The organism is Arthrobacter sp. efr-133-R2A-63 (genome assembly GCF_030209795.1).
GTDB classification, from domain to species: domain Bacteria; phylum Actinomycetota; class Actinomycetes; order Actinomycetales; family Micrococcaceae; genus Arthrobacter; species Arthrobacter bambusae_A.
Genome location: NZ_JARVRG010000026.1, coordinates 45,492 through 67,840, shown reverse-complemented (window position 1 = coordinate 67,840; position 22,349 = coordinate 45,492). Strand labels below are relative to the sequence as shown.

Genomic DNA, 22,349 nt, shown 5'->3' with positions numbered 1-22,349 from the left:
GGATTGGATCTGGCGCACCCAACTGACTAACAGTTGTTGTCGTTATGAGGCGCCAAAACGACAACAAATGCGAGCTAGTTGGGTTGCTTCAGCCAGACGAAGTGCCACGTCCCTGCCCATTGGGCCGCGAGCACGGCTGCGGCTGCGATGACCACCCCGCCGGCCAGAACCCAGACGTCCAGGCGGCTGTAGCTTGATTCACGGGCCCAGGTCCGCTGTCCCCCGCCGAAGCCCCGCGCCTCCATGGTCACGGCCAAGCGGGACGCCCGACGGATCGCCTGGACCAGCAGCCCGAAGCTTTGGCCGAGCATGGCCTTGACCCGTTGCGGCGGGCTTCCGTGCGAGCCGACACCCCGCGCGCGCCGGGCCATGCCGATGGTCTGCCACTCCTCCGCCATGAGCCCCACGAGCCGCAGCGCGGCCAAGGTACCCAGGACAAAACGGTGCGGCAGTTTCGCCTTCTGTGCCAGCGCATCGGCAAGATCGGTGGGGTCGGTGCAACTCATCAGGAGGATGGCCGGAAGCGCTATGGCAAGGCCGCGCAGCATGAAGCCGACTCCCAGCTGGAGCGAGCCTTCGCTGATTGACCAGATCCCGACGTCGAGCAGTGTCCTGCCGCTGCCAGCCGACAGGATCGCTGTGCTCCAGCCGCCCAGTATCGCCGCGATGATCAACGGCCAGCCGCGCTGCCAGAGCAAACGCACGGTAAGGCCCGCGAGCGGGAACAACGCCAGTTCGCCCAAGAGCGCCGTCGAAGCCGACACCAGGTCGATGGACAACGCCAGCACCAGGGTGATCAGGAAGACCGACACGAACTTGGCCAACGGATTGGCGCGTGTCAGGAGGGCATTGTTGCCGCGCAGTGTCAAGGCTTCCCTCATGCCGCACCTGCTTCCTGCCGGGCCCCGCCCCGGAGCGCAGGCTCGAGCCGCATCTCGGTGCCACCCAGGACGGAGCTGAATTCCCGATCGTGAGTCACCGACACAACGGAGGTTCCTGCATCGAGCAGTTCGGACAGGAACGAGGCAAGCTCAGCCCACGTGTTCGCGTCCTGGCCAAAGGTGGGCTCGTCCAGCACCAGGACCCGGGGGTGCGCGGCGAGCACCGTGGCCACGGACAGCCGGCGCTTTTCGCCCCCGGAGAGCGTGTACGGATTGGCGTCCACCAGATGCCGAAGGCGCAGACGCTCCAGCAATTCGTCCACCCGCTCCTCGCCGTGGCCAAGGTGCTTGGGGCCGAACATGAGCTCGTCGAGCACGCGGCCGGTGACAAACTGGTGCTCCGGCTCCTGGAAGACCGTCCCGATGCGCGAGATCAACTGCTGGGCCTTCCACTTGAACGGGTCCGTGCCGGCGCCGTCGCTGAGCCCGACGGCGGCAGTCACCGCGCCGGACACCGGCGCCAGCAGCCCCGCGAGGGTCAAGGCGAAGGTGGATTTTCCGGCGCCGTTGGGGCCCGTGATGGTCAGTGCCTGCCCGGCGAGCACCTCGGCGTCGAGACCGGACTGCACGGGAAGCGGCGGGATCGTCGTGAAACCCCGGCGCCGCGACCGTTCACGGGACACTGCGAGCTCCCGGGTGGCGAGGAGCAACTCCCCTCCCGACGCCCCGGAGCTCCCCGCCTCGAAGCCGGCCCCCGAGCCGGCCGCTGTACCCGAACGTGGCCGGGTGGCCGGGACGTACCCGGGCACCCAGACGCCCGCAGCAATGAGCATGTCCCTTGCCTGAACCAGCACCGTCTCGGGATCGCCGTCCAGGAGAACCGCCGGCGTCGAGCCCCCCGCAGAGGAAGAACTGCCAGGCTGGAGCACCACGATCCGGTCCACGAGGTCTTTCCAGACGGAGACCCGGTGCTCCACCACCACCAACGTGGCGCCGGTCTTGTCGAGGCAGCGGCCCACGGCGTCACGGACCTCCAGCACGCCGGCGGGGTCCAGGTTGGCGGTCGGCTCGTCCAGCAGGATCAATCCCGGCCGCATCGCCAGGATGCCGGCCAGCGCAAGGCGCTGTTTCTGCCCGCCGGAGAGGGCCGACGTCGGGTGGTCGAGCGCAAAGTTGCCGCTCGCGCTATTCCGCAGCCCGACGTCGTCGAGCGCTTCACCGACGCGCTTCCAGATCTCTTCCCGCGGCACGCAGAGGTTCTCGGCACCGAACGCGACGTCGTCGCCCAACCGGGAAAGCACCACCTGGGTTTCCGGGTCCTGCTGCATGAGTCCGGCACGGCCCCGCTGGGCCTTCGGCGACACGCCGTCCACCAGCAACGAGCCGGTCTCGTCGGCGTCGTCCCCTTCCTCGCCCAGCACACCGGCCAGTGCATGCAGGAGCGTCGACTTGCCCGCGCCCGAGGGGCCGAGCAGGAGCACGCGCTCGCCCGGGCGGATGTCCAGGTCGAGGGCATGGATGGCCTGCGTGGTGCGGCCGGCGTGCCGCCAGCCCCAGCCTTGGGCGGAAATGGCGGCGGGTCGCACCGCAGCAGGGGTGCCGGAATCAGGACTGGGCATCAGGAAAAGACGGGCTCCGAAGCGGCCTTGCGGGACGCGAACGCGCTCAGGACACCCGTCTTGGCCAGGCCGCGTGTCGCAACCCAGGACAAAGCTCCGGCAATAACGGCACCGGAAATGGTGCAGAACACGATGTACGCGAGCTTGTCGACGGGTTCGTAGGCGATGTTCCAGCCCCACGGCAGGAAGGAATCGTTGAGGCCGCAGAACAGGCCCGCGCCGGCACCGGCCAGCAGTGACACCGGCAGGTTGAACTTCTTGTACATGAAGGCCAGGAAGATGAGTTCCGCGCCGAGGCCCTGGAGCAGGCCCGAGATCAGCACCGTGGTGCCGTACTGCGAACCCATGATGAGCTCACTGGTGGCAGCCACCGTCTCGCAGAAAATCGCAGCACCGGGCTTGCGCACGATGAGCATGCCCAAGACTGCCGGAATCATCCACCCGCCGGCGATCAGGCCGCTCAGGGGCGGGTAGCCGGCGGACATAGGCGTGGCAACCAGAGCCATCTGGTCCCATGCCCAGAAGATCACGCCACCGGCGATGGAGATCAGCGCCGCCACGACAATGTCCACGACGCGCCAATTGTAGGCAGGCTTGGTGAGGCCCCGCTTTGCAGAAATACCAGTCATTTTGTCCTCCTGAGGAACAGGAGGGGAAAGTGTTTCCGGTTTCCTGCGGGCGGCTTCCGCCGCGCCGGTTCCGGACACTATGAGAACTCGACTCCCTTGCGCCGGTACTAGCCGGATCAGGTTCGAGGGTCTGCGGCTGTCCGCACTCTCAGCGCCCGTCCTCCGTGCCGCATTGCTGCGAGCCCGACGGCGGCGCTCCCCTGTCGTTATCAATCCGCCCTTTTGGGCGTGGTTCAGTTTACACCTTGACGGGGTTGCGGGCGCTGTGCCGGAACGCGAATCGGCGGATTCTGCTGGATCACTCGCGGGTTGGGCGCAGTCCTGCCCGGAATGACGCGGGCTGCCGCGGAAACTGGGAGAATGATCCAGCAGAATGTGACGCAGAAGCGCAGGCAAAGGAGCGGTCTTGGCAGGGATTGACGAAGCGAACAGCACGGCCGAACCGAGACTCGCCGCGAGCGTGATCCTGGTCCGCGACGCCGCGGTTCCGGAGGGCTTTCAAGATGCGGCGCGCGCTTTGGAAGTGTTCGTCCAGCACCGGGTGACCACGATGGACTTTGCCGCGGGAATGGTCGTTTTCCCCGGCGGGCGGGTGGACCAATCGGACAGCTCCGGCTGGGACTTCGCGGACGACGTCGTGGAGCGGCACGCTGCCGCGTGGCACCGGAGCAGCATCGCCGTCGAGCCCTCTTCCGCCCGCTTCAACGCCGGCCGCGTACTGGCGGCCGCACAGCGCGAGGTTTTCGAAGAGGCCGGGGTGAAGCTCGACGCCGCCACCCTCCGTCCGTGGGCCAACTGGGTCACCCCGGCAGACCAGCCCAAGCGCTTCGACACCTACTTCTACCTTGCCTGCCCGGTTTCCGGTGCCGAGCCAAGGCACCAGACCACGGAAGCGTCATCCTCCCTGTGGATGCCGGTCCGCGCAATCCTTGATGCCGAAGCCGCCGGAACGCTCAAGCTCATGCCGCCCACCTTGGCGCTGCTGGATGAGCTCCTCGCCCTCGGCACGATGGAAGCGGTGCTGGGGGAGAGCCGGGACATCGTTCCCGTGCGTCCAAAGCCGGGGGCCCTGCAGGAGTTCTTCCGGCTGAGGCACCAGCCGCCATCCGATGCTCCGGAACTGCCCTGAAGTGGGGTTAGGCTGGGGACGGTCCTGTTTCCTCCCGCAAGGAGTCCCGGAATGAACTTCTTCTTCAAACTGCTCGGTACCGGAGTAAGCATCGGCGCAGGCTTTGCCGGCACCAAGCTCGTCAACGCCCTGTGGGAAAAAACCACAGGCAACAAGCCACCCAAGGGCAACGACGACATGGAAGCGAGCCTGCGTTCCGCCCTGACCTTCGCCCTGATTTCCGCCGCTGTGAGCGCCGTCATCCAGGTTGTAGCGGGGCGGGGTACGAAGCGCGCCATCTCGCACTTCGAAAAGACACAGGACGTCGTCTAAGCGGACGGCCCGTCGTTAGCGCCCGCGCTCCCGCTATCCCGGGCGTCGCGGGCGTTGCCGCTCTCCCGGGCACTCCTCCCGTCGTCGCGCGTGCTCCCGGTGGGGCGCATTTCCGAAGCCGCTTCCTGGGCTTTCTCCGCTGCCCGTTGACCGGCTGCCCGCACCACCACAGCCTCGAGTTCGTCTATGCTCAGCAGCTCGGGGTGGAGGTGTTTGGTCCGGTAGCCTGCGCGGCCCACCATGTGTGCGGACACGGGCACGGTCAGCAGTTGGAAGATCCAGGCGACGGCCAGGATCGGCCACACCCACCATTCGCGCATCTGAAGCCCGATGGCCGCCAAGACAAGGAACAACCCGAGCACTTGGGGCTTGGTGGCTGCGTGCATGCGGCTCATCAGGTCCGGGAACCGCAACAGGCCGATTGCCGCGCCGAATGACATCAGCGCACCAACAATCAGCAGCACTGCCGTGACCACATCGATCACTGCGTCAACTCCGGTGGCATTAGGAGTCATTGACTTGTCCCCTTCGGTCGGCCACGAAGCGGGCCACCGTCACCGAGCCAACGAACCCGATCAGCGTCAGGGCGACGAGGAGCACAAGGTTGTTGAGGTGCCTGTTGACGGCCATGTCGATGGCCAGCGCTGCGCCCAATATGGCGAGCAGCACGTCCGAGGCGAGCACCCGGTCCAGCAGCGAAGGCCCGACGGCGATCCTGTAGATTGCGCCCGCCGCCGCGAGGCTAAGAATCACCGCCGTGACGATCAGCACGATGTCCTTCATGAGCCGGCTCCCCTCGTTGCAGGCCGGCCTTCGGCCTGGAGTGCGTCCATTTCGGCCCGGGTACCCATGATCCGGATCAGCGAGGCTTCGGTGTCCTGGACTTCCTTGCGCAGTTTGGCGGTGTCCACAACGTTGCGCACATTGAGCCCATGGATGTAGAGCGTGGACGTCGAGCGATCCACCTCCACCACCAAGGAACCCGGAATCAGCGAAATCACATGCCCTGTGGCCGTCACCATAAGGTCGGAACGGCTGCGCAGGGGAACAGCAACCACCGCGTTGGTTACCGAAGGACCCCGGAAGACCGCCAGGTACATGACCTGGAAGCTCGCGGCCACCACTTTACCGAGGAACACCACGACGAAAGGAATGGCCCGCAGCACGTTGAAACGCCCGCTGAGCTCCACAGGGGGCAAGTAGAAGACCCTGGCTACCACCACGGCGATCAGCGCACCGAACACCAGATTGCCGGGGCTGAAGTCCCGCCAGAGCGCACCCCAGACGACCACCAGCCAGACCAGCAGGGGCAACTCGGTGCGGAACGAGATCCGCTTGCGGCTCACTTTCCACCTCCCTGCGCTGGGATCGACGTATCCGGTCCAGCGATGTCCGGAACTTTCGCATTCCCGCCGAGCACGGAATGGATGTACGCCGTACGGTCCAGCATCTGGGTCGCAGAGTTTCCGGCCAATTGGAAGAGCGGACCCGCAAAGACGGTCAGGGCCACGCCAAAGACCACCAGCGCGGCGGTCGGCCCCACCATGGTCCGTGGAAGCAGCCCGACGGCCGCAGAGTCTTTCAGGACGGGGGCCGGGTACTCAGCGTCCTCGGGCTTCCGCCAGAATGCGCGGTTCCAGACGCGGGCGATCGCCAACAAGGTCAAGAGGCTCGTGACCACTCCCCCCACCACCAAAGTCATGGACAAGGGTGTCCCCAGGGCGATCCCTGCCTGCAGGAGTCCAAGCTTCCCCAGGAACCCGGAGAAGGGTGGAATTCCCGCGAGGTTCATCGCTGGAATGAAGAACAGCAGCGCCAGGAGCGGAGAGAGCTTGGCAAGCCCGCCCAGCCTGTCCATGGATGAGCTGCCGCCCCGGCGTTCGATCAAACCCGTGACCAGGAACAGGCTCGTTTGGACCGTGATGTGGTGGGCCACGTAGAAGACAGCTGCCGCAAGCCCGGCAACGGAAGACATGGCAAGCCCAAACACCATGTAGCCGATGTGGCTGACCAGGGTGAAGGAGAGTAATCGTTTGATGTCGCTCTGGGCTATGGCGCCGAGGATGCCCACCAGCATGGTCAGGAGCGCTACCACCATCAACGGGGTATTCAAGGTGTCACCAGGGAAGAGCAGGGTTTCCGTCCGGACCATGGCATACACGCCTACCTTGGTGAGCAGGCCAGCGAACACGGCGGTGACCGGTGCCGGCGCGGTCGGATACGAGTCAGGCAACCAGAAGGACAGCGGGAAAACGGCGGCCTTGATCCCGAAGGCCACGAGCAGCATGACGTGGAGCAGGTTCCTGGTGCCCGGATCCAGTCCGGCCAGCTTGATCGCGAGATCCGCCATCGTGATGGTTCCAGTGGCTCCGTAGATCATCGCAATGGCGATCAGGAACAACACCGAGGACACGACGGAAACCACCACGTACGTGACCCCTGCGCGGATGCGCGGACCGGTGCCCCCCAACGTCATGAGCACGTAGCTCGCCGTCAACAGGATCTCGAAGCCCACGTACAGGTTGAAGAGGTCACCCGTGAGGAAGGCGTTGGAGACACCGGCCACCAGGATCAGGTAGGTCGGGTGGAAGATCGACACCGGTGCCTCGCGGTCGCCGTCGGCCATGCCCTGGCCGGTGGCGTAAATCAGCACCGCGAGGCTGATGACGGACGAGACCACCAACATGAGCGAAGAGAACTGGTCCACCACCATCACCACGCCAAAGGGCGGTTGCCAGCCACCCAGGGTGACGGATGCGGTGCCCGTGGTCCATACCGAGGCAAGGAGCAAGCATTCCAGGAGCAAGGTAAGGGACAACAAACCGATGCTGACCACCCGTTGGGCCAGCGGGTTCCTGTTCAAGGCGAACGTGAGTGCGGCACCGAGGATGGGAAGTACGACGGCGAGCGGCGCCAGGCTGGCGATGTTCACAGGGGGCCTCCTTCCTTGGCTGCTTCGGTGACTGCCGTGACCGGGAACTCGGATGTTTCCTCGGGAACCACCGAGTCGTCCTCGGCGTCAAAGCTGGGTGTCTTCGCGACGCGCCGGTCTTCGGCGTCGTCCTGGATGTCGTCTTGCCGTGCCAACGCCCATGTCCGGTAGATGATGCCGAGCATGAATGCCGTCACCGCGAAGGAAATCACGATCGACGTGAGAATCAAGGCTTGCGGCAGGGGATCGTTGTAGTCGCGCGGATCCGTCGATTTGCTGAACAGCGGGGCAAGTCCGGCATAGCCACCCGTCGCGAGGATGAGCAGGTTGGTGGCGTTGGCCAGGAGCATGAGCCCCAGGAGAACACGGGTCAGGCTGCGTTCCAGGATCAGATAGATCCCACAGGCGTAGAGCACTCCCATGACGATCAACAAGGTCAAATTGACGCTCATGGGATTCCCTTTCCGGGCGCGGTGGCTGCGGACTCGCCAGTGGTTGCCGGCGACGCGACGGGGGCGGCGGATCCGATGCCCCCTTGATCCCCTGCGTCTGCGTCTGCGCTGGAGGTCTCTTCGAAGTGTTCGTCGATCTCGGCTCCCAAACTGCGCAGCACGTCCAGGGCCAGGCCTATAACCACCAAGTACACGCCGATGTCGAAGATCGTGGAGGTCACGAACTTGATGTCGCCGAACAGCGGTAGCCAGAACTCGATGATGGCGCTTTGGAACACCTGGCCGCCCAGAAGCAGCGGGACGAATCCCGCGGTGGCCGCCGTCGCGAGGCCGGTTCCCAAGAGCATGCCTGCGCTGATCGGCGCGGCTTCCCGCAGCTCGAACCGTCCGCCGGCCAGGTATCGGATCGTCAGGGCGAGTCCGGCAGTGAGTCCGCCGGCGAAGCCGCCTCCGGGAAGATTGTGTCCCGCCAACAGGAGGTACACGGAGAAAACGATCATCGAGTGGAAAATCAGCCGCGTGACCACTTCGAAGATGATGGAACGCCGTTCGGGTGCAAGGGTTCGGCCGGCCACGAGCCAAGGGTCCGTCAGGGAGCCCGCGAACTTGCGCACGAGCGCCAGCGAGGCGTCGTCGCGCGAACTGCCTCCGGCCGCGGCGCGCCTTCCCACGGTTCCCTCGGGGATCGTGGCGGCTTTGTCGAGGCGCTCTCCCCTGCTGCGGACAAAGATCAGGCTCGCGACGCCGGTAGCGGCGACTGCCAGCACCGAGATCTCACCGAAGGTGTCCCATGCCCGGATGTCCACCAGCGTCACGTTGACCACGTTGAGTCCGCCGCCGCCTTCGTAGGCCAACCGCGGGAAGGAGAGGGACACAGGCTCGGCAATGCGGGCACCCATGGCGTAGATCGCTACGAAGATCATGGTGACCGCGAAGGCCACGCCGATGATGACGCGTACTACCCGGTATTTGCCGCCAGTGCGGTCCCGGAGTTCCGGAGGGAGGCTGCGCATCGCCAGCACGAAGGCCACCAGGATGATGGTCTCCACCAGCATCTGCGTCAGGGCGAGGTCGGGGGCTCCCTGCAATGCGAACATCAGGGCTATGCCGTAACCGGTGACGGAGACCATCAGCACAGCGAGGAAGCGCTTGTTGGCACGAACCGCGGCCAGCGCGCCAACGACGATTCCTGCCGCGGCAATGAGCTGGAGCGGAGAATTCGGGTCGATCAAGAACACACCGCCCGGGAGCGGCTTGTTGGCCACGATGAGCGCCGTGAGCGGGACGGCGAAAGCCACGGTGAGGATGACCGCCAAGTAGAAGTAGAGGGAACCGCGCTGCGTGCGGCCGGTGACCCATACGGCGACGTCGTCCAGGGCCCCGACGGTGCGCTGGTAGGCGCGATCGCCGTCCACCCAGTCCGGGACTCGGCTTTGCGCCCGGGAGACGAGGTTGCGGGCATGGAACATGACGACGCCGGCCGCGAACGTCAGGGCGGTCAGCCCCAAGGCGGGAGTCAGGCCGTGCCACAGCGCGAGGTGGTTGGCGCTGGGAGCGCCGGTTCCGGCGTCGGGCGCTGCAAAAAGCGCGGCGTACGGCTGGATCCACCCGTCAACGGGATCCGGCCACAGGCCGTACACGATGGTGAGGAAACTCAGGATGGCGGGCGCCGCGAGGAACGATGGCTGGACGGCCTTGAAGGGCGTCCGGTCGACGCCCTGCTTGGTGGCGAATGCACCCCACATGAAGCGGGCGCTGTAGGCGAACGTGAGGATGGACCCCAGCACCAAGCCGCCGAGCAGGACCAGCCCCCACGGTTCCGGCGCAGCGCCCGCGCCGGAGTGACCCGTGCCGTAATGGACGAACGTTTCCAACACGGATTCCTTGGCCACGAAACCTGCCAGCGGAGGTATGCCGGCCATGGATGCGGCGGCGATCCCCGCCACGATGGCGAGCGCCCTGGAGGACTTGTAGACGCCCGAGAGTTTGCGGATATCGCGTGTGCCGGATTGGTGGTCGATGATGCCCACCACCAGGAACAAGGAAGCCTTGAAGAGCCCGTGCGCCAGCAGAAGCGCGAGACCGGCGAGTGCGGCGTCGGGCCGGCCGAGGCCCACCACCATCATGAGGAACCCGAGCTGGCTGACTGTGCCGTACGCAAGGATGAGCTTGATGTCGGTCTGCCGGAGCGCCCGGTAGCCGCCCACCAGCATCGTCGCCAGGCCGAGCCCAAGCACCAGCGGCAACCAGTAGGGGCTTTCGCTGAACCCCGGCGCCAGGCGGGCCACGATGTAGATGCCGGCCTTGACCATGGCCGCCGCGTGCAGGTAGGCGCTCACCGGGGTGGGAGCGGCCATGGCCCCCGGGAGCCAGAAGTGGAAAGGGACCAGCGCCGATTTGGTAATCGCACCTACCAGGATGAGTACGACGGCGGCTGCGACCGCACTTTGCGCGGGTCCCGTGATGAGGGTGGCCGCCTGTGTCATGATCGCCGAAATCCGGTATGTTCCGGCTGCCTGGCCCAGGATGATGAGGCCGACCAGCATGGCCAGGCCACCCGCGGTGGTGACCATGAGGGCCTGCAAGGCCGAGCGGCGGGCGGCGAGGCGCGTTCGCGCGTAGCCGATCAGGAGGTAGGACAGGACGGTGGTGAGTTCCCAGAAGATGAACATCATCAGGAGGTCGTCCGCCGTCACCAGGCCGAACATCGCCCCCGCGAAGGCGAGTAGCTGGGCTCCGAACCCGCCGAGGTTGGCGTCCTTGTTCTTGAAGTACCGAGCGCAATAGACCAGGACCAGCGAGCCGACTCCCAGGACCAGCAAGGACATCACCCATGCCAGGACGTCCATGCGGAAGGCGAAGTCAAGCTTGAGGTTCGGAATCCACGGGAGGTTTTCTTCGATGAAGCCGCCGGTGGGATTCCCGCCTTTTCCCGGATAGACCCGGTCGTACTGCAGGAGCAGCCAGACAAACGCGGCGGCCGGAACCGCCGCGAGGACATAGAAGGCATTCCGCTGGAGTTTCCGGAAGATCCAGGGCGCCACAGTTGCCGCTGCAAAGGTCACGGCAAGAACTGTGATCACTGGAATCTCCGCAAAGTCAGGAATGAATTGTCAAAAGTTGGAGCAGGCGGTCAAACGTTGGGTTCGGTGCAGGTAGTTTATCAACCATGAACATGGCAACTGCGCCTGAAGCCCCGCACCCGGCATCCGAGCTCGCTTCGGGGCCTGTCCTGTCCAACAAGGGCCAGATCCTTGCCTGGGCATCCTGGGACTGGGGTTCCGCTGCGTTCAACGCCGTCATGACTACCTTCGTGTTCACGGTCTACCTGACGTCCAAGGCCTTTGGCGGGGAAGACTCCGCGTCAGCCACCTTGGGTGCCGCGTTGGCGATTGCCGGCGTCGCGATTGCGCTCCTGGCACCCGTCACCGGTCAACGTTCCGACTCCGGTGGGCGCAGGAAACTGTGGCTCGGCGTCAACACAGCCATTGTGGCCGTGCTCACTGGCTCATGCTTCTTCGTCTTCCCCAAACCCGAGTTCCTGCTCTTGGGGGTCTCGCTGGTTGCGCTCGGCAATATCTTTTTCGAGTTCGCGGGCGTCAATTACAACGCCATGCTGGCCCAGATCTCCACTCCTGCCAACATCGGCAAAGTGAGTGGCTTCGGCTGGGGAATGGGGTACCTGGGCGGCATTGTCGCGCTGCTCGTGGTGCTGCAGCTTTTCGTCCAACCGTCTTTCGAGTGGTTCGGGGCATCCACCCAGGACAGCCTGAATATCAGGCTCGTTGCCGTCTTCTCCGCGCTCTGGTTCTTCATCTTCGCGCTGCCTGTGCTCTTCGCTGTGCCGGAGCTCTCCGTCAGGAAACCGGAATCCCGGCTCGGATTCCTCGCATCCTACAGTTTGCTGGTCCGCCGGATCAGGGCCATCTACCGGACCAGCCCGCACACCATCTACTTCCTGCTCGCGAGCGCCATCTTCCGCGACGGCCTGGCGGCGGTCTTCACCTTCGGCGGTGTCATTGCTGCGGGAACCTTTGGATTCGAGCTCAAACAAGTCATTTTCTTCGCGATTTTCGGCAACGTGGTGGCAGCCGTTGGCGCCATGATCGGCGGATTCCTGGACGACAGGATCGGGCCCAAGTCCGTCATCGTCATTTCCCTCATCGGACTCCTGGCAGCCGGCACCGTGATCCTGGTGCTTGGCAACGGCGACTACGTGTTCTTCGGAGCCCCTTGGGCAGGCAGCACCACGTTCTGGGTATTCGGGCTGTTCCTCTGCCTGTTCGTCGGACCAGCCCAGGCGTCCTCCCGGGCTTATCTCGCAAGGCTGGCGCCGGACGGCGAATCCGGCGAACTGTTCGGGCTCTACGCCACCACCGGCCGGGCGGTGAGCTTCCTGGCGCCGGCACTGTTCACCCTGTGCATCACCGTGGCGACGCCCCTGGTGGCCTCGGGCGGGGCCCAACGCTGGGGAATCCTCGGCATCATGGTGGTGCTCCTGGCCGGCTTGTTGGTGATCCTGCCCGTAAAATCACCCAGCAAGACGGAAATCGCCACGGTTCCGCTGAGCTGACAGACGGTGCTTGATTCCACACAATCTGCAAAAAACCCTTGATCTTTGATTGTTAGTAGAGTTTACTAACTCCCATGGAAGCCCTTCGCGACCGCCAGCGCACAGATCGGACCAGTGCGGCAACCCTGCCTTCCGACGGGCGCGCCCACAACCTCTCCCTGGTGCGCCAGACCCTCCACTCGGCCGGGGCAATGAGCCGCGCGGATCTCTCCCGGACCCTGGGCCTGACCCGCGTGACGGTATCGGACCTCGTCTCGGACCTCCTGGAACGCGGCCATGTGGTGGAACTGGGGCACTCCGATGAAGTCCGCCCCGGCAAGCCGGCCATTCTGGTGGACATCAACCGCCAGGGCCTCCAAGTCATCGGCATGGATCTCGCCGAAAATTCCGTGCTGCGCGCCGCTGTCCTCGACCTTGACGGCAACATCCTCGACCGTGCGGAACGCACCCTCTCGGACGAAACCGGACAAGACGTAGTCAACCAGGTCCTCGCACTGGCGTCCGAGGCAAAAGCGCGGGCCACTGCCACGTTGCTCGGGATCGGCGTCGGGACCCCCGGCATCGTCAACGCCGACGGTGTGGTCACCACGGCCCCCAACTTCGGATGGAAGGACGTCGCCCTGCGCGACCTCCTCCAGGAGCGCACCGGCCTGCCGACCCTCGTTTCCAACGACGCCGACGCGGCAGTCCACGCGGACTACACCTTCGGCGGCGGCAGTGACGACATGGTTCTCGTGAAAATCGGGCGCGGTGTCGGTTCAGGCCTCATCGTGGGCGGTAGACGCACCAGGGGCGCCCACTCCGCGGCGGGCGAAATCGGCCACGTCACGGTCGGCACCGACGGTGGAACCATCTGCAAATGCGGTAAGACTGGTTGCCTCGAAACCTGGATGTCCGTCCCCAGCCTCGAACGGGCCCTCGCCGAAGCTGCGGCGAGCTCCGAACCGGAGGCCGCGGCCGACGTCGTACTCCGGGAAGCAGGCGAGCGGCTCGCCATCGCCCTCGCCCCCGTGGTTGGCGCCCTCGATTTGGGCGAAGTGGTCCTCAGCGGACCCCGGGAGCTTTTGGAAGGCCCCCTTCTCAACGCCGTCCAGCAGACCTTGCTTGAGCGGCTCCTGCACCAGGACCCCTCACCGGTGTCCGTCCGTCTCGCGGCAGACGCACAGGACATTGTCCTGCGCGGCGCCGCCGTGATGGTCCTCTGGAACCAGCTTGGTGTGGCCTGAGTGCCGCCTGCGCCGTTTCCAGCCCCGACTAACCAGCCACGCATCCCTTCGAAGGAGCCGGACATGGACACGATTCAGTCCCCTGCTACCCAGTCCTTTGCCACCAGGCCCGCCCGCGACCACCTGCGCCGCCTCGCGGCAGGAACCCTCATGCCCGGATTCACCGGCATCGCGGTCCCCGTCTGGATTCTTGAAGCGTACGACGCCGGGCTCGCGGCTGTGTGCCTCTACGGCACCAACGTGGCGTCCCCCGTCCAGTTGCGCGAACTGTGCGCCGGGCTGCGGGCACATTCCCCGAACACGCTCATCGCCGTCGATGAAGAGGGCGGCGACGTCACGAGGCTGCACTACCTCACGGGATCCACGCAGCCCGGGAACGCCGTGCTCGGGCGCCTCGACGACGTCGAACTGACCGCCGCGAGCGCCAGCGCCATCGGCCACGAACTGGCAGGCCTGGGCATCAACGTGAACCTGGCCCCGGATGCCGATGTCAATTCCGCTCCGGATAATCCCGTGATCGGCGTGCGCAGCTTCGGGGCCGAACCGGACTTGGTGGCCCGGCATACTGCCGCCTGGATCCGTGGCCTCGAAGACGCGGGCGTGGCATCCTGCGCCAAGCACTTCCCGGGCCACGGCGATACCACCACGGACTCCCACCTGGCGCTCCCCCGGGTCACCGCCGACGCCGCCACCCTGGATGCCCGCGAACTGGTCCCCTTCCGGGCGCTCGTGGCGGCTCGCGGAGCCACGGTCATGACCAGCCACATCCTGGTCGAAGCCCTGGACCCGGACCACCCGGCGACCTTCTCCTCGCGCATCCTGCAGGACCTGCTGCGCCGTGACATGGGGTTCGACGGCCTCATCATCACCGATGCTTTGGACATGGCCGGCGCGTCCGCCCAGACCGGCATTCCGGAAGCAGCCGTCCGTGCACTCATGGCCGGGGCAGACCTGTTGTGCCTTGGTTCCGAAACGGGACCGGCCCTCTTCGAACAAACACTCACCGCGATCTCCGATGCCGTGGAAGGGGGGCGCTTGCCCATGGAACGCCTCGCGGACGCCGTTGCCCGCACGGCAGCACTGTCCGCGCGTTTCCCCGCTGCCGGCGCTGCTGAAATCCAGGAGGCCGCCGTCAGGGGCCAGCTGGGGCTGCGGGGCGAGCCGCAACGCTCCGGCGTTCCCGGCGATGCGAACGCGCTCGACGGCGAACGCATCGCCGAGGCCTTCGAGGTCTCCGAAGCCGCTCAAAGGTGGCTTGCACGGGCGGAACCCGTGGCGATCGTGCAGGTTGAGACCGGGTCCAACTTCGCGGTCGGTCGCGTGCCGTGGGGCCCTGCCGCCACAACGTCGGAAGTGGTCCGAGAAGGCGAAGTTCCCGACGGCGCGAGGGTCGCCGTCGTCGGGCGCGGCCTGGATGCCGAACACCCGCTGTGGACCGTCTTTGCCCGCTTGAGGGCGGAAGGGCACGCGGTGATCGCCGTCGAGTGCGGCTGGCCGCGCGGCGGGGCGGACATCGTCACCTATGGTGCGTCACTCACGGTGTCCCAGGCCCTGACGGCGCTGCTTAACGGCAGCACCAAGGCCTGACTGCAGCCCGCCCAACCCATCGACAGAAAGCTGCCATGGAAGTCATTGTCGCGCCCACCCCGGAATCGGCCGCTTCGGCCGCTGCCCAGGCCGTCCTCGCAGGACTCCCCGCGGGCAGAGGACCAGTACTGGGATTGGCCACCGGCTCGTCCCCGCTCGGGCTGTACGCGGAACTCGCGGCTGCGGCCGCTGCGGGCCGGGTGGATTTCTCGGCCGCCAAGGGATTCGCCTTGGACGAATATGTGGGCCTTCCGACTGGACATGTCCAGTCCTACCGCCAGGTCCTCGTCCGCGAGGTCTGCGAGGTGATCGGGCTTCCACTGGCCGGGCTGAATGTCCCTGACGGCACCGGCGCCACGCAGGCCGAGCTCGAAACCGGAGCTGCCGCCTACGACGCCGCGATCCGCCATGCCGGGGGCGTTGATGTGCAGATTCTCGGCATCGGCGCCAACGGCCACGTCGGCTTCAATGAGCCCGGGTCCTCCTTGTCTTCCCGGACCCGGTTGAAGCGGCTGACGGCCCGCACGAGGCAGGACAACGCCCGGTTCTTCGGTCATCACGGCGACGTCCCGACCCACTGCATCACCCAGGGATTGGGGACCGTGCTGGAGGCGCGCCGGCTGGTGCTCATCGCCACGGGTGCCGCGAAGTCCGCTGCGGTCGCTGCCGCCGTCGAGGGGCCGCTGACGGCGTCGTGCCCGGGTTCGATCCTGCAATGGCATGCCGACGCCGTGGTGGTCCTGGACGAGGCAGCAGCCGCCGGATTGGCGAACCGCGAATACTACGACGACGCCGCGCGCGGCCTGGCTTTTGCCCCGTAGAACGGCGCGGACCGCTTTGCGCGAAGGGCTCGAGCGGCGTCATTCCGCCGCCCCTTCAAGAGGGCTAGGGTGGACTTATGAACGTGGATGAGACAGAACTTCCAGGCCTCGGGGTCCGCAAGGATTTCATCACGGCCTCGGGACGCCGCATCGGTGTCGTCGAGATGCGGGAGGGTGAGACCGAGCTTTTCGTCTCCACATGGGACGATCCCGATACCTGCCAGGCATCCATCCCGTTGACCGCAGACGAAGCCGCCGCCCTGGGCAACCTTCTGGGCGGACAGCACATCGCCATGCGCCTGGCCGAAGCCCACAAGGAAATCCCCGGCATTGTCACGCGGCAGTTCTCCATCACCGCTGACTCCCCTTTCAACAACCAGCCCATGGGCAAAGCCCAGATCCGCACCCGCAGTGGTGTCTCGATCGTGGCAATCATGCGCGAAGGCGAAGTGGTTCCCTCACCGGCTCCCGACGTCGTCCTTCACACGGGTGATCTGCTGGTGGCTGTCGGTACGCAGGAAGGTCTTGACTCTGCGGCTGCCATTCTGCGCAACGGCTGACCTTTATGGACCCCCTGGCCCTGACCCTCATTGAGCTGGGCGCAGTCGTTTTCTGCCTCGGCCTCTTGGCACGCTTGGCCGGCAGGATCGGCATGTCCCCCATTCCGCTCTATCTGGTGGGGGGACTCGCGTTCGGGGCAGGTGGACTGGTCAAGCTCGACGGCATGCAGGAGTTCGCCCACCTTTCCGGCGAAATCGGCGTCATCCTCCTGCTGCTCATGCTCGGCTTGGAATATACGGCCGCGGAGCTCGTCACCGGGCTGCGGCGCTCCTGGCAAGCCGGTGTACTGGACCTGGTGTTGAACTTCCTTCCGGGTGCGGGCATAGCGGTGTGGCTCGGCTGGGGGCTGGTGGGCGCGATCGTCATGGGCGGCGTCACCTACATTTCTTCCTCCGGGATCGCGGCGAAGGTGATCACTGACCTCGGCCGGATCGGTAACAGAGAGACGCCCGTGGTGCTTGCCATCCTGGTGTTCGAAGACCTGACCATGGCCATCTACCTTCCGATCCTGACGGCGATCCTCGCGGGCGTGGGCTTCCTGGGCGGGCTCCAGACGGTGGGCATAGCGTTGGCCGTCGTCACCCTCGTACTGGTGGTGGCCCTCAAACACGGCCATCGGGTATCCCAAGCCGTGCACAGCGAAAACTCCGAGGTCTTCCTGCTCAATCTCCTCGGGGCCGCACTTCTGGTGGCCGGCATCGCGTCCGCACTCCAGGTCTCCGCGGCCGTGGGGGCGTTCATGCTGGGCATCGCCATTTCGGGGGCAACCGCCCACAACGCGACGCGCATCCTTGAACCGTTGCGGGATCTCTTCGCGGCTATCTTCTTCGTAGCCTTCGGCCTCAACACGGACCCATCCAAGATCCCGCCAGTGCTGGGCTGGGCGCTGCTTCTCGCCCTCGCAACAGCCCTTACCAAGGTGCTGACCGGATTCTGGGCGGCAAAGCGTGCAGGGATCGCCGTTCCTGGGCGTTTCCGCGCCGGGGCCGCCCTGATCGCCCGCGGCGAGTTCTCCATTGTCATTGCGGGCCTGGCCGTAGCCTCGGGAGTCGTACCGCACGAGCTTGCCGCCCTCGCCACCGCGTATGTGCTGCTCATGGCCATCTTCGGTCCGCTCGCAGCCCGCTTCGTGGAGCCTATGGTCAAAGTCTTCCGCAAGTCTCCCCGCAAATCGAAAGCGTCGGAGCCTATTGCGTCCCTCGAGGCGTGAGATCCCGGCCTTCTCGAGGGTTCAAAGAGGCGAGATCTCACGTCTCGATCTGTAGGCGGGCCTTCACTACTCCCCCCACTGTGGATAACCGGTTGGCAGGCCCTGTTCTGTGCCACGAATTGGTGCATGCGCAGTCCCGGACCTCTTCCTGAAACCGTCAGGGGCCGCTCGTTCACGCTCTCCGAACAGCGCGCTGCCGGGGTTTCGGAGAGCCGGGCATGGAACAAGGACCTTCGCGTGGCCAGCCGTGGAGTCCGCGTTCCTTGGGGTGCCGTCCAGGAGCTTTCCCATACGGCACGGTTGTTGACGGGCATCTCGCCCGGGACCGTGTGTTGCGGCCCGACGGCGGCAATCCTGTGGCGCTGTCACCTCCCCCGTGATCTCGAACGCCAGCCGTTGGTGCATTTGCTGCGGTGGGACGGCGGGAACCGGCCGGTTCGCAAGGGGGTTGCCGGGCGCCGGGTATCTTTGGGTGCCGCGGACCGTCGAACCCTCGATGGCATTCCCATCACGAGCCCTGCCTGAACCTGGCTTGATTTGGCTCCGTTGTTGCCCCTCGACGATCTCGTCGCCGCGGCCGACCATTTCATCTGCAGCCAGTCCCCCAGTTTCGGCCACAACCGCGCCGCGCTTTGTTCCCTTGAGGATTTGCGTTCGCAAGTGGAGGGAAACCCGGGGATCCGCGGACGCAAGAATGCCCGGTTGGCACTGGAACTCGCGAGGGTTGGAGCCGAATCCGTACCGGAAACCAAGCTCCGCCTTGCCATCGGCCGGCAGGGATTGCCGGAACCTGTCTTGCGATTTGTTGTCCAGGATTCAAGCGGATGGGAGTTGGCGTGGCCGGACTTGGCCTTCCCCAGGCATAAAGTGGCCGTCAACTACGACGGTAGTCACTACCTGACAGCCACTCAGAAGGAATCTGACATTCGCCGCGACGAATCCATCGCCGCGATCGGCTGGACTTCGGTGACAATTACGGCACGGCACGTGAACGCCGGGGGGTTCGACGGAGTCGTAACCCGCGTGCGAGACGCCCTTGCCCGCGCAGCTTGGGTCAGCGAGACGTGAGATCTCGGCCATTTCGCTGCATCAAAGGGGCGAGACCTCACCTCTCGATGCGCTAAACAGACGTCCGGTGGAAGTTCAGGTGGCTGCGGCTCGCGGTAGGGCCGCGCTGGCCTTGGTAACGGTTGCCGTAACCGCCGGAACCATAGGGATGCTCGGCGGCCGACGAGAGCCGGAAGAAGCACAACTGGCCGATCTTCATGCCGGGCCACAGCTTGATGGGCAGGGTAGCCACATTGGACAGTTCCAACGTCACATGGCCCGAGAAACCGGGATCGATGAAGCCGGCCGTGGAGTGCGTCAGCAGACCGAGGCGTCCCAGCGAAGACTTTCCTTCAAGCCGGGCGGCGACGTCGTCCGGCAGGCTCACGGTCTCGTAAGTCGAACCGAGCACGAACTCGCCCGGGTGCAGGATGAAAGGCTCGTCGCCCTCGACCTCCACCAGGCGGGTCAGCTCAGGCTGTTCCTCGGAGGGGTCGATGTGCGCGTATTTGTGGTTGTCGAACAGCCGGAAGAAGCGGTCAATCCTGACGTCCACCGAGGACGGCTGAACCATTGCGGGGTCGTAGGGCTCCAGGACGATACGTCGGGAGTCGATTTCGGCACGTATGTCGCGGTCAGAGATCAGCACAGGATCAAAAGTACCGTATGCGCCGCGTACCCCGTGGTGCCGGAGTGGCGCATGGGACTATAGTGCACCACATAGACTACCGTTACCGCTGTTGCGTTTGGGGACGGTGGCACGACGCGAATCTGGGGAAACATTGAGACGAATTGCGGTGCCCGTTGCCGTACTGGTGGCCTGCCTTGTCACGGTGATGGCCCCTGCCTCCGGACCAATCGCCCTTCCGGCGCAGCTCGCCGGAACGTCCGCCGCAGCCGCGCCTTCCACCCCAGGCACCGCCGCCGGTACTGAAAGTACGACGACGGCGTCTGCACCGCCGTCGGGATCCGGCCTGCCGCAGGCCGCACCTTCGCCGGCGTCACCAACGGCCACCGCGCCCACCATCCCGACCCCGGCAGCCGCAGCCGCCCCGGCTCCAGCCGCCCCCGTGGGTTGGGGCAGCACGCACGCCGTCGAAACGGCGACGACGCCCGCGCAGGCAAACCCCGCCGTCGCCCCGGGCAACGGCACGTCGCCCCAGGCAGTGGACGGGCCGCCCCCGATCCCCTCCATCCCACCGGCATCCGGCCCCGACCCGCTTCCCGGAAGCCCGGCCGGGAATGTCCCGGATCCGACCCAAACCCAGGCGAAGTCCTCCCCCGCGGCCGTCCCGCTGGTTTCGCCGCACGCGTTGGTCAACGACGACAATTCGGCACAGGTGCTGGCCGTCTTCAACGCCATCAATGCCTACCGGACGTCGCTTGGCTTGAACCCGGTGAAATACAACCCCACGGTGTCCACGCTGTCGCAGGACTGGTCCAACAACATCGCCAGCCGCCAAGTGATCGAGCACCGCCCCAACTTCTGGACCGATCCCAGGGCCTTGAACCCCAACAACGGTGCGGGCGAGATCATCGCTGTCCGCTGGGACCGGGATGCAGCCCAGCTTGTCGAATGGTGGAAGAGCTCACCCGCCCACGATGCTCTGCTTCGCGACCCCCGATTCAACGTGATCGGCGTCGGAATCACTTTCACGGACGGCAACTACCAGACCACCCCCAATAGCTACACGATGTGGGGCGTGGTCAATCTCTTCGGCTATACGACCCTCCCCGCCGGAACCGTCAACAGCCCCGGCGCGGGCACAGCCCCTCCCCAGCTTCCGCCACCGAGCGTCTGCGACCCCATCGCGAAGCACCAGCCGCCCACCCTGGACCTCAGTGCGGCAGCCATCCGCAGCACCGGCGACCTGGTCGCCGTCGACCCCTCCGGAAACCTGAGGGACTACCCGGCACTCGGCAACGGCACCTTCGGCCCTGCCCGGACGGTCGGCTCCGGTTTCGCCGGGGCGAAAGAAGTGATGACCACGGATTGGGACCGCGACGGCGTGATCGACGTCATCGTCCAAATGCTGGACGGCAGGCTCCTGCTGTACCCCGGGGTGGTCAGCGGAGGATTCAAGGCACCCGTGACGTTGGGCTCATCGGGCTGGCAGACGATGACCATGGCGGTGGGCACCTGGTGCGGGAACAACAGGCTCCCGCAGATCCTCGCCACCGATTCCACCGGTGCTCTCTACCTGTACCGGAACCTGGGACTCACCGCGCTGGTCGGACGGACCCAGGTGGGCTCGGGCGTCAGTGCGATCCGGCTCAGCATGGTGGATTACGACGCCGACGGCTTCCAGGACCTGCTGGCCGTGGAAGCAAACGGGAACCTGCGCCTCTACCGGGGTTCGGGACTCACCACGCCCAAGGCAGAGGCCCGGCTGGTCGTGGGAACCGGATGGACGGACTACTCCGGATTGCGCTCGCTCAAGGGCGTCACCGGCCTCAACTCCACGGGAGTCGCAGGCCTGCTGAGCAACGGAACGATCGAATACTGGGACCTGACCGGTGGACGCCTCACGACGCCGAGCACCCCGATAAGCGGTTTGGGCGGACTGAAGCTGGCGCAGTAACGCTCATGCCTCCGGGGTTTGCTCCTCGATGACCGATTTGAGCTGCTCCAGCTGGACCACTTCACCTTCCATGGTCTTCTGGATCATGGTGTTCATCAGTTTCTGCAGGCCCTTGGGGTGGTACTCCAGGGCGAACCGCAGGCGGGTATTGGGGCCCTCGGTGCTGAGGTAATAGCCGCCGGTGGGCCGCGCGGGGCCGGCGACGACGGCGAACCGCACTTCAGCGCCTGGCCTGGCCTCGGTGATCTGGAAGTCAGCCGCGATCGGCCGCCCTCCCGGACCCGACAGGGTCTGCTGGTAGACGGCGCCTTTTTCGCCAGCGTGCCCCGAGCGAAGGGAAATGCTGCGGATTCCGCTGCGCCACAGGGGGTTGTTCAGGCCGTCCACCAGAAATTGGTAAACGGTCATGGCGTCGCGACCAATGAGTACTTCATGCTCTGCAAATGCCACGGAATCCTCTTTCGGCGTACGGCTCATAGACATAGCCGGGTTCCCCATGACACAGCAGCTAACTGCTACAGAATAGTCAGGCGCGGCGCACCGCAACACACCCGCGTCGAGCCGTAATCGAATCTTTACGAGCTCCGCAGGGAATTTGATGGGACCGTGATACCGGTGAGTCTGTGTCTGGATCACCATGGCATCTGCGCTAAGCTGGGATCTGCTCCGGCTGATGCGCGGAGCATTGCGGGCGTAGCTCAATGGTAGAGCGCTAGCTTCCCAAGCTCGATACGCGGGTTCGATTCCCGTCGCCCGCTCCATCTCTGCCCGGATACAAGGTGCCCAAC

Annotated in this window: 21 protein-coding genes, 1 tRNA gene, 1 pseudogene and 1 riboswitch; of the genes and pseudogenes, 12 read left to right on the top strand and 11 right to left on the bottom strand. The window is 65.6% G+C overall.

All coding sequences use genetic code 11. From position 1 onward, the window contains the following. Window positions 1-74 precede the first annotated feature (74 nt). Genes QRN45_RS14850 through QRN45_RS14840 form a run of 3 tightly spaced genes read right to left on the bottom strand, consistent with a single transcriptional unit; the run spans window position 75 to window position 3,129 of the window. Window positions 75-881: an energy-coupling factor transporter transmembrane component T family protein gene (locus tag QRN45_RS14850; RefSeq protein ID WP_241709401.1), complete on the bottom strand. Its 807-nt coding sequence runs from the start codon at window positions 879-881 to the stop codon at window positions 75-77. Beyond that, the gene (locus QRN45_RS14845) at window positions 878-2,500 is read right to left on the bottom strand and encodes an ABC transporter ATP-binding protein (RefSeq protein WP_241709400.1); all 1,623 of its coding nucleotides are present in this window, start codon (window positions 2,498-2,500) and stop codon (window positions 878-880) included. Before QRN45_RS14845 ends, QRN45_RS14850 begins: the two co-directional genes overlap by 4 nt. Then, on the bottom strand, window positions 2,500-3,129 hold the full coding sequence (locus tag QRN45_RS14840; protein WP_241709399.1) for an ECF transporter S component: 630 nt from the start codon (window positions 3,127-3,129) through the stop codon (window positions 2,500-2,502). Before QRN45_RS14840 ends, QRN45_RS14845 begins: the two co-directional genes overlap by 1 nt. 75 nt (window positions 3,130-3,204) lie before the next feature. Further along, window positions 3,205-3,341: riboswitch (TPP riboswitch) on the bottom strand. A 194-nt stretch (window positions 3,342-3,535) separates the two neighbouring features. Between QRN45_RS14840 and QRN45_RS14835 the strand changes: the two genes are divergently transcribed. Then, window positions 3,536-4,258, top strand: a complete 723-nt coding sequence (locus tag QRN45_RS14835) for an NUDIX hydrolase (RefSeq protein ID WP_264637043.1) — start codon at window positions 3,536-3,538, stop codon at window positions 4,256-4,258. 51 nt (window positions 4,259-4,309) lie between these two features. Further along, window positions 4,310-4,570, top strand: a complete 261-nt coding sequence (locus QRN45_RS14830; RefSeq protein ID WP_078107373.1) for a DUF4235 domain-containing protein — start codon at window positions 4,310-4,312, stop codon at window positions 4,568-4,570. Between the two features lie 134 nt (window positions 4,571-4,704). Here the strand turns inward: QRN45_RS14830 and mnhG are convergent. The 6 genes and pseudogenes from mnhG to QRN45_RS14800 form a co-directional block, all read right to left on the bottom strand. Continuing rightward, window positions 4,705-5,085, bottom strand: a pseudogene (mnhG, locus tag QRN45_RS14825) (monovalent cation/H(+) antiporter subunit G); the annotation flags it as partial. Continuing rightward, window positions 5,075-5,353: an MrpF/PhaF family protein gene (locus QRN45_RS14820; RefSeq protein ID WP_078107371.1), complete on the bottom strand. Its 279-nt coding sequence runs from the start codon at window positions 5,351-5,353 to the stop codon at window positions 5,075-5,077. The pseudogene mnhG and the gene QRN45_RS14820, both read right to left, overlap by 11 nt. Further along, window positions 5,350-5,916, bottom strand: coding sequence for a Na+/H+ antiporter subunit E (locus QRN45_RS14815; RefSeq protein WP_241709395.1), 567 nt, complete (start codon window positions 5,914-5,916; stop codon window positions 5,350-5,352). The genes QRN45_RS14820 and QRN45_RS14815 overlap by 4 nt, the downstream gene beginning before the upstream one ends. Further along, entirely contained in the window at window positions 5,913-7,502 is a 1,590-nt protein-coding gene (locus QRN45_RS14810) for a Na+/H+ antiporter subunit D (RefSeq protein WP_264637044.1), read from the bottom strand. Before QRN45_RS14810 ends, QRN45_RS14815 begins: the two co-directional genes overlap by 4 nt. Further along, the gene (locus QRN45_RS14805) at window positions 7,499-7,954 is read right to left on the bottom strand and encodes a Na(+)/H(+) antiporter subunit C (RefSeq protein WP_078107368.1); all 456 of its coding nucleotides are present in this window, start codon (window positions 7,952-7,954) and stop codon (window positions 7,499-7,501) included. The genes QRN45_RS14810 and QRN45_RS14805 overlap by 4 nt, the downstream gene beginning before the upstream one ends. Continuing rightward, the gene (locus tag QRN45_RS14800; protein WP_264637045.1) at window positions 7,951-11,037 is read right to left on the bottom strand and encodes a Na+/H+ antiporter subunit A; all 3,087 of its coding nucleotides are present in this window, start codon (window positions 11,035-11,037) and stop codon (window positions 7,951-7,953) included. The genes QRN45_RS14805 and QRN45_RS14800 overlap by 4 nt, the downstream gene beginning before the upstream one ends. An 86-nt stretch (window positions 11,038-11,123) precedes the next feature. On the opposite strand from QRN45_RS14800, the gene QRN45_RS14795 reads away from it, so the two are divergent. The 8 genes from QRN45_RS14795 (at window position 11,124) to QRN45_RS14760 (ending at window position 19,000) form a co-directional block, all read left to right on the top strand. Next, window positions 11,124-12,527 (top strand): MFS transporter, encoded by a 1,404-nt coding sequence (locus QRN45_RS14795; RefSeq protein ID WP_264637046.1) that lies wholly within the window; start codon window positions 11,124-11,126, stop codon window positions 12,525-12,527. A 74-nt stretch (window positions 12,528-12,601) separates the two neighbouring features. Further along, window positions 12,602-13,753: an ROK family transcriptional regulator gene (locus tag QRN45_RS14790; RefSeq protein WP_264637047.1), complete on the top strand. Its 1,152-nt coding sequence runs from the start codon at window positions 12,602-12,604 to the stop codon at window positions 13,751-13,753. A gap of 63 nt (window positions 13,754-13,816) precedes the next feature. After that, window positions 13,817-15,340, top strand: coding sequence for a glycoside hydrolase family 3 protein (locus tag QRN45_RS14785; RefSeq protein WP_264637048.1), 1,524 nt, complete (start codon window positions 13,817-13,819; stop codon window positions 15,338-15,340). A gap of 35 nt (window positions 15,341-15,375) precedes the next feature. After that, the gene (locus QRN45_RS14780) at window positions 15,376-16,161 is read left to right on the top strand and encodes a glucosamine-6-phosphate deaminase (protein WP_264637049.1); all 786 of its coding nucleotides are present in this window, start codon (window positions 15,376-15,378) and stop codon (window positions 16,159-16,161) included. Between the two features lie 77 nt (window positions 16,162-16,238). Next, window positions 16,239-16,721 (top strand): cation:proton antiporter regulatory subunit, encoded by a 483-nt coding sequence (locus QRN45_RS14775; RefSeq protein WP_059389838.1) that lies wholly within the window; start codon window positions 16,239-16,241, stop codon window positions 16,719-16,721. Window positions 16,722-16,726: 5 nt separating this feature from the next. Next, entirely contained in the window at window positions 16,727-17,932 is a 1,206-nt protein-coding gene (locus QRN45_RS14770; RefSeq protein ID WP_241709388.1) for a cation:proton antiporter, read from the top strand. 126 nt (window positions 17,933-18,058) lie between these two features. After that, a complete protein-coding gene (locus QRN45_RS14765; RefSeq protein ID WP_264637050.1) occupies window positions 18,059-18,457 on the top strand; it encodes a hypothetical protein in 399 nt (132 codons plus the stop codon). Window positions 18,458-18,481: 24 nt separating this feature from the next. Next, window positions 18,482-19,000 carry a putative endonuclease domain-containing protein gene (locus QRN45_RS14760; protein WP_264637051.1) on the top strand — a complete coding sequence of 173 codons (519 nt, stop codon included), beginning with the start codon at window positions 18,482-18,484 and terminating at the stop codon, window positions 18,998-19,000. 52 nt (window positions 19,001-19,052) lie between these two features. On the opposite strand, the gene dcd is transcribed toward QRN45_RS14760, so the two are convergent. After that, the gene (gene dcd / locus QRN45_RS14755; protein WP_078107361.1) at window positions 19,053-19,628 is read right to left on the bottom strand and encodes a dCTP deaminase; all 576 of its coding nucleotides are present in this window, start codon (window positions 19,626-19,628) and stop codon (window positions 19,053-19,055) included. Window positions 19,629-19,776: 148 nt separating this feature from the next. On the opposite strand from dcd, the gene QRN45_RS14750 reads away from it, so the two are divergent. Continuing rightward, window positions 19,777-21,561, top strand: coding sequence for a CAP domain-containing protein (locus QRN45_RS14750; RefSeq protein WP_241709386.1), 1,785 nt, complete (start codon window positions 19,777-19,779; stop codon window positions 21,559-21,561). A gap of 3 nt (window positions 21,562-21,564) precedes the next feature. On the opposite strand, the gene QRN45_RS14745 is transcribed toward QRN45_RS14750, so the two are convergent. After that, a complete protein-coding gene (locus tag QRN45_RS14745) occupies window positions 21,565-22,011 on the bottom strand; it encodes an SRPBCC family protein (protein WP_078107360.1) in 447 nt (148 codons plus the stop codon). Between the two features lie 237 nt (window positions 22,012-22,248). Between QRN45_RS14745 and QRN45_RS14740 the strand changes: the two genes are divergently transcribed. Next, window positions 22,249-22,322 (top strand) — tRNA-Gly (locus tag QRN45_RS14740). Window positions 22,323-22,349: the final 27 nt, after the last annotated feature.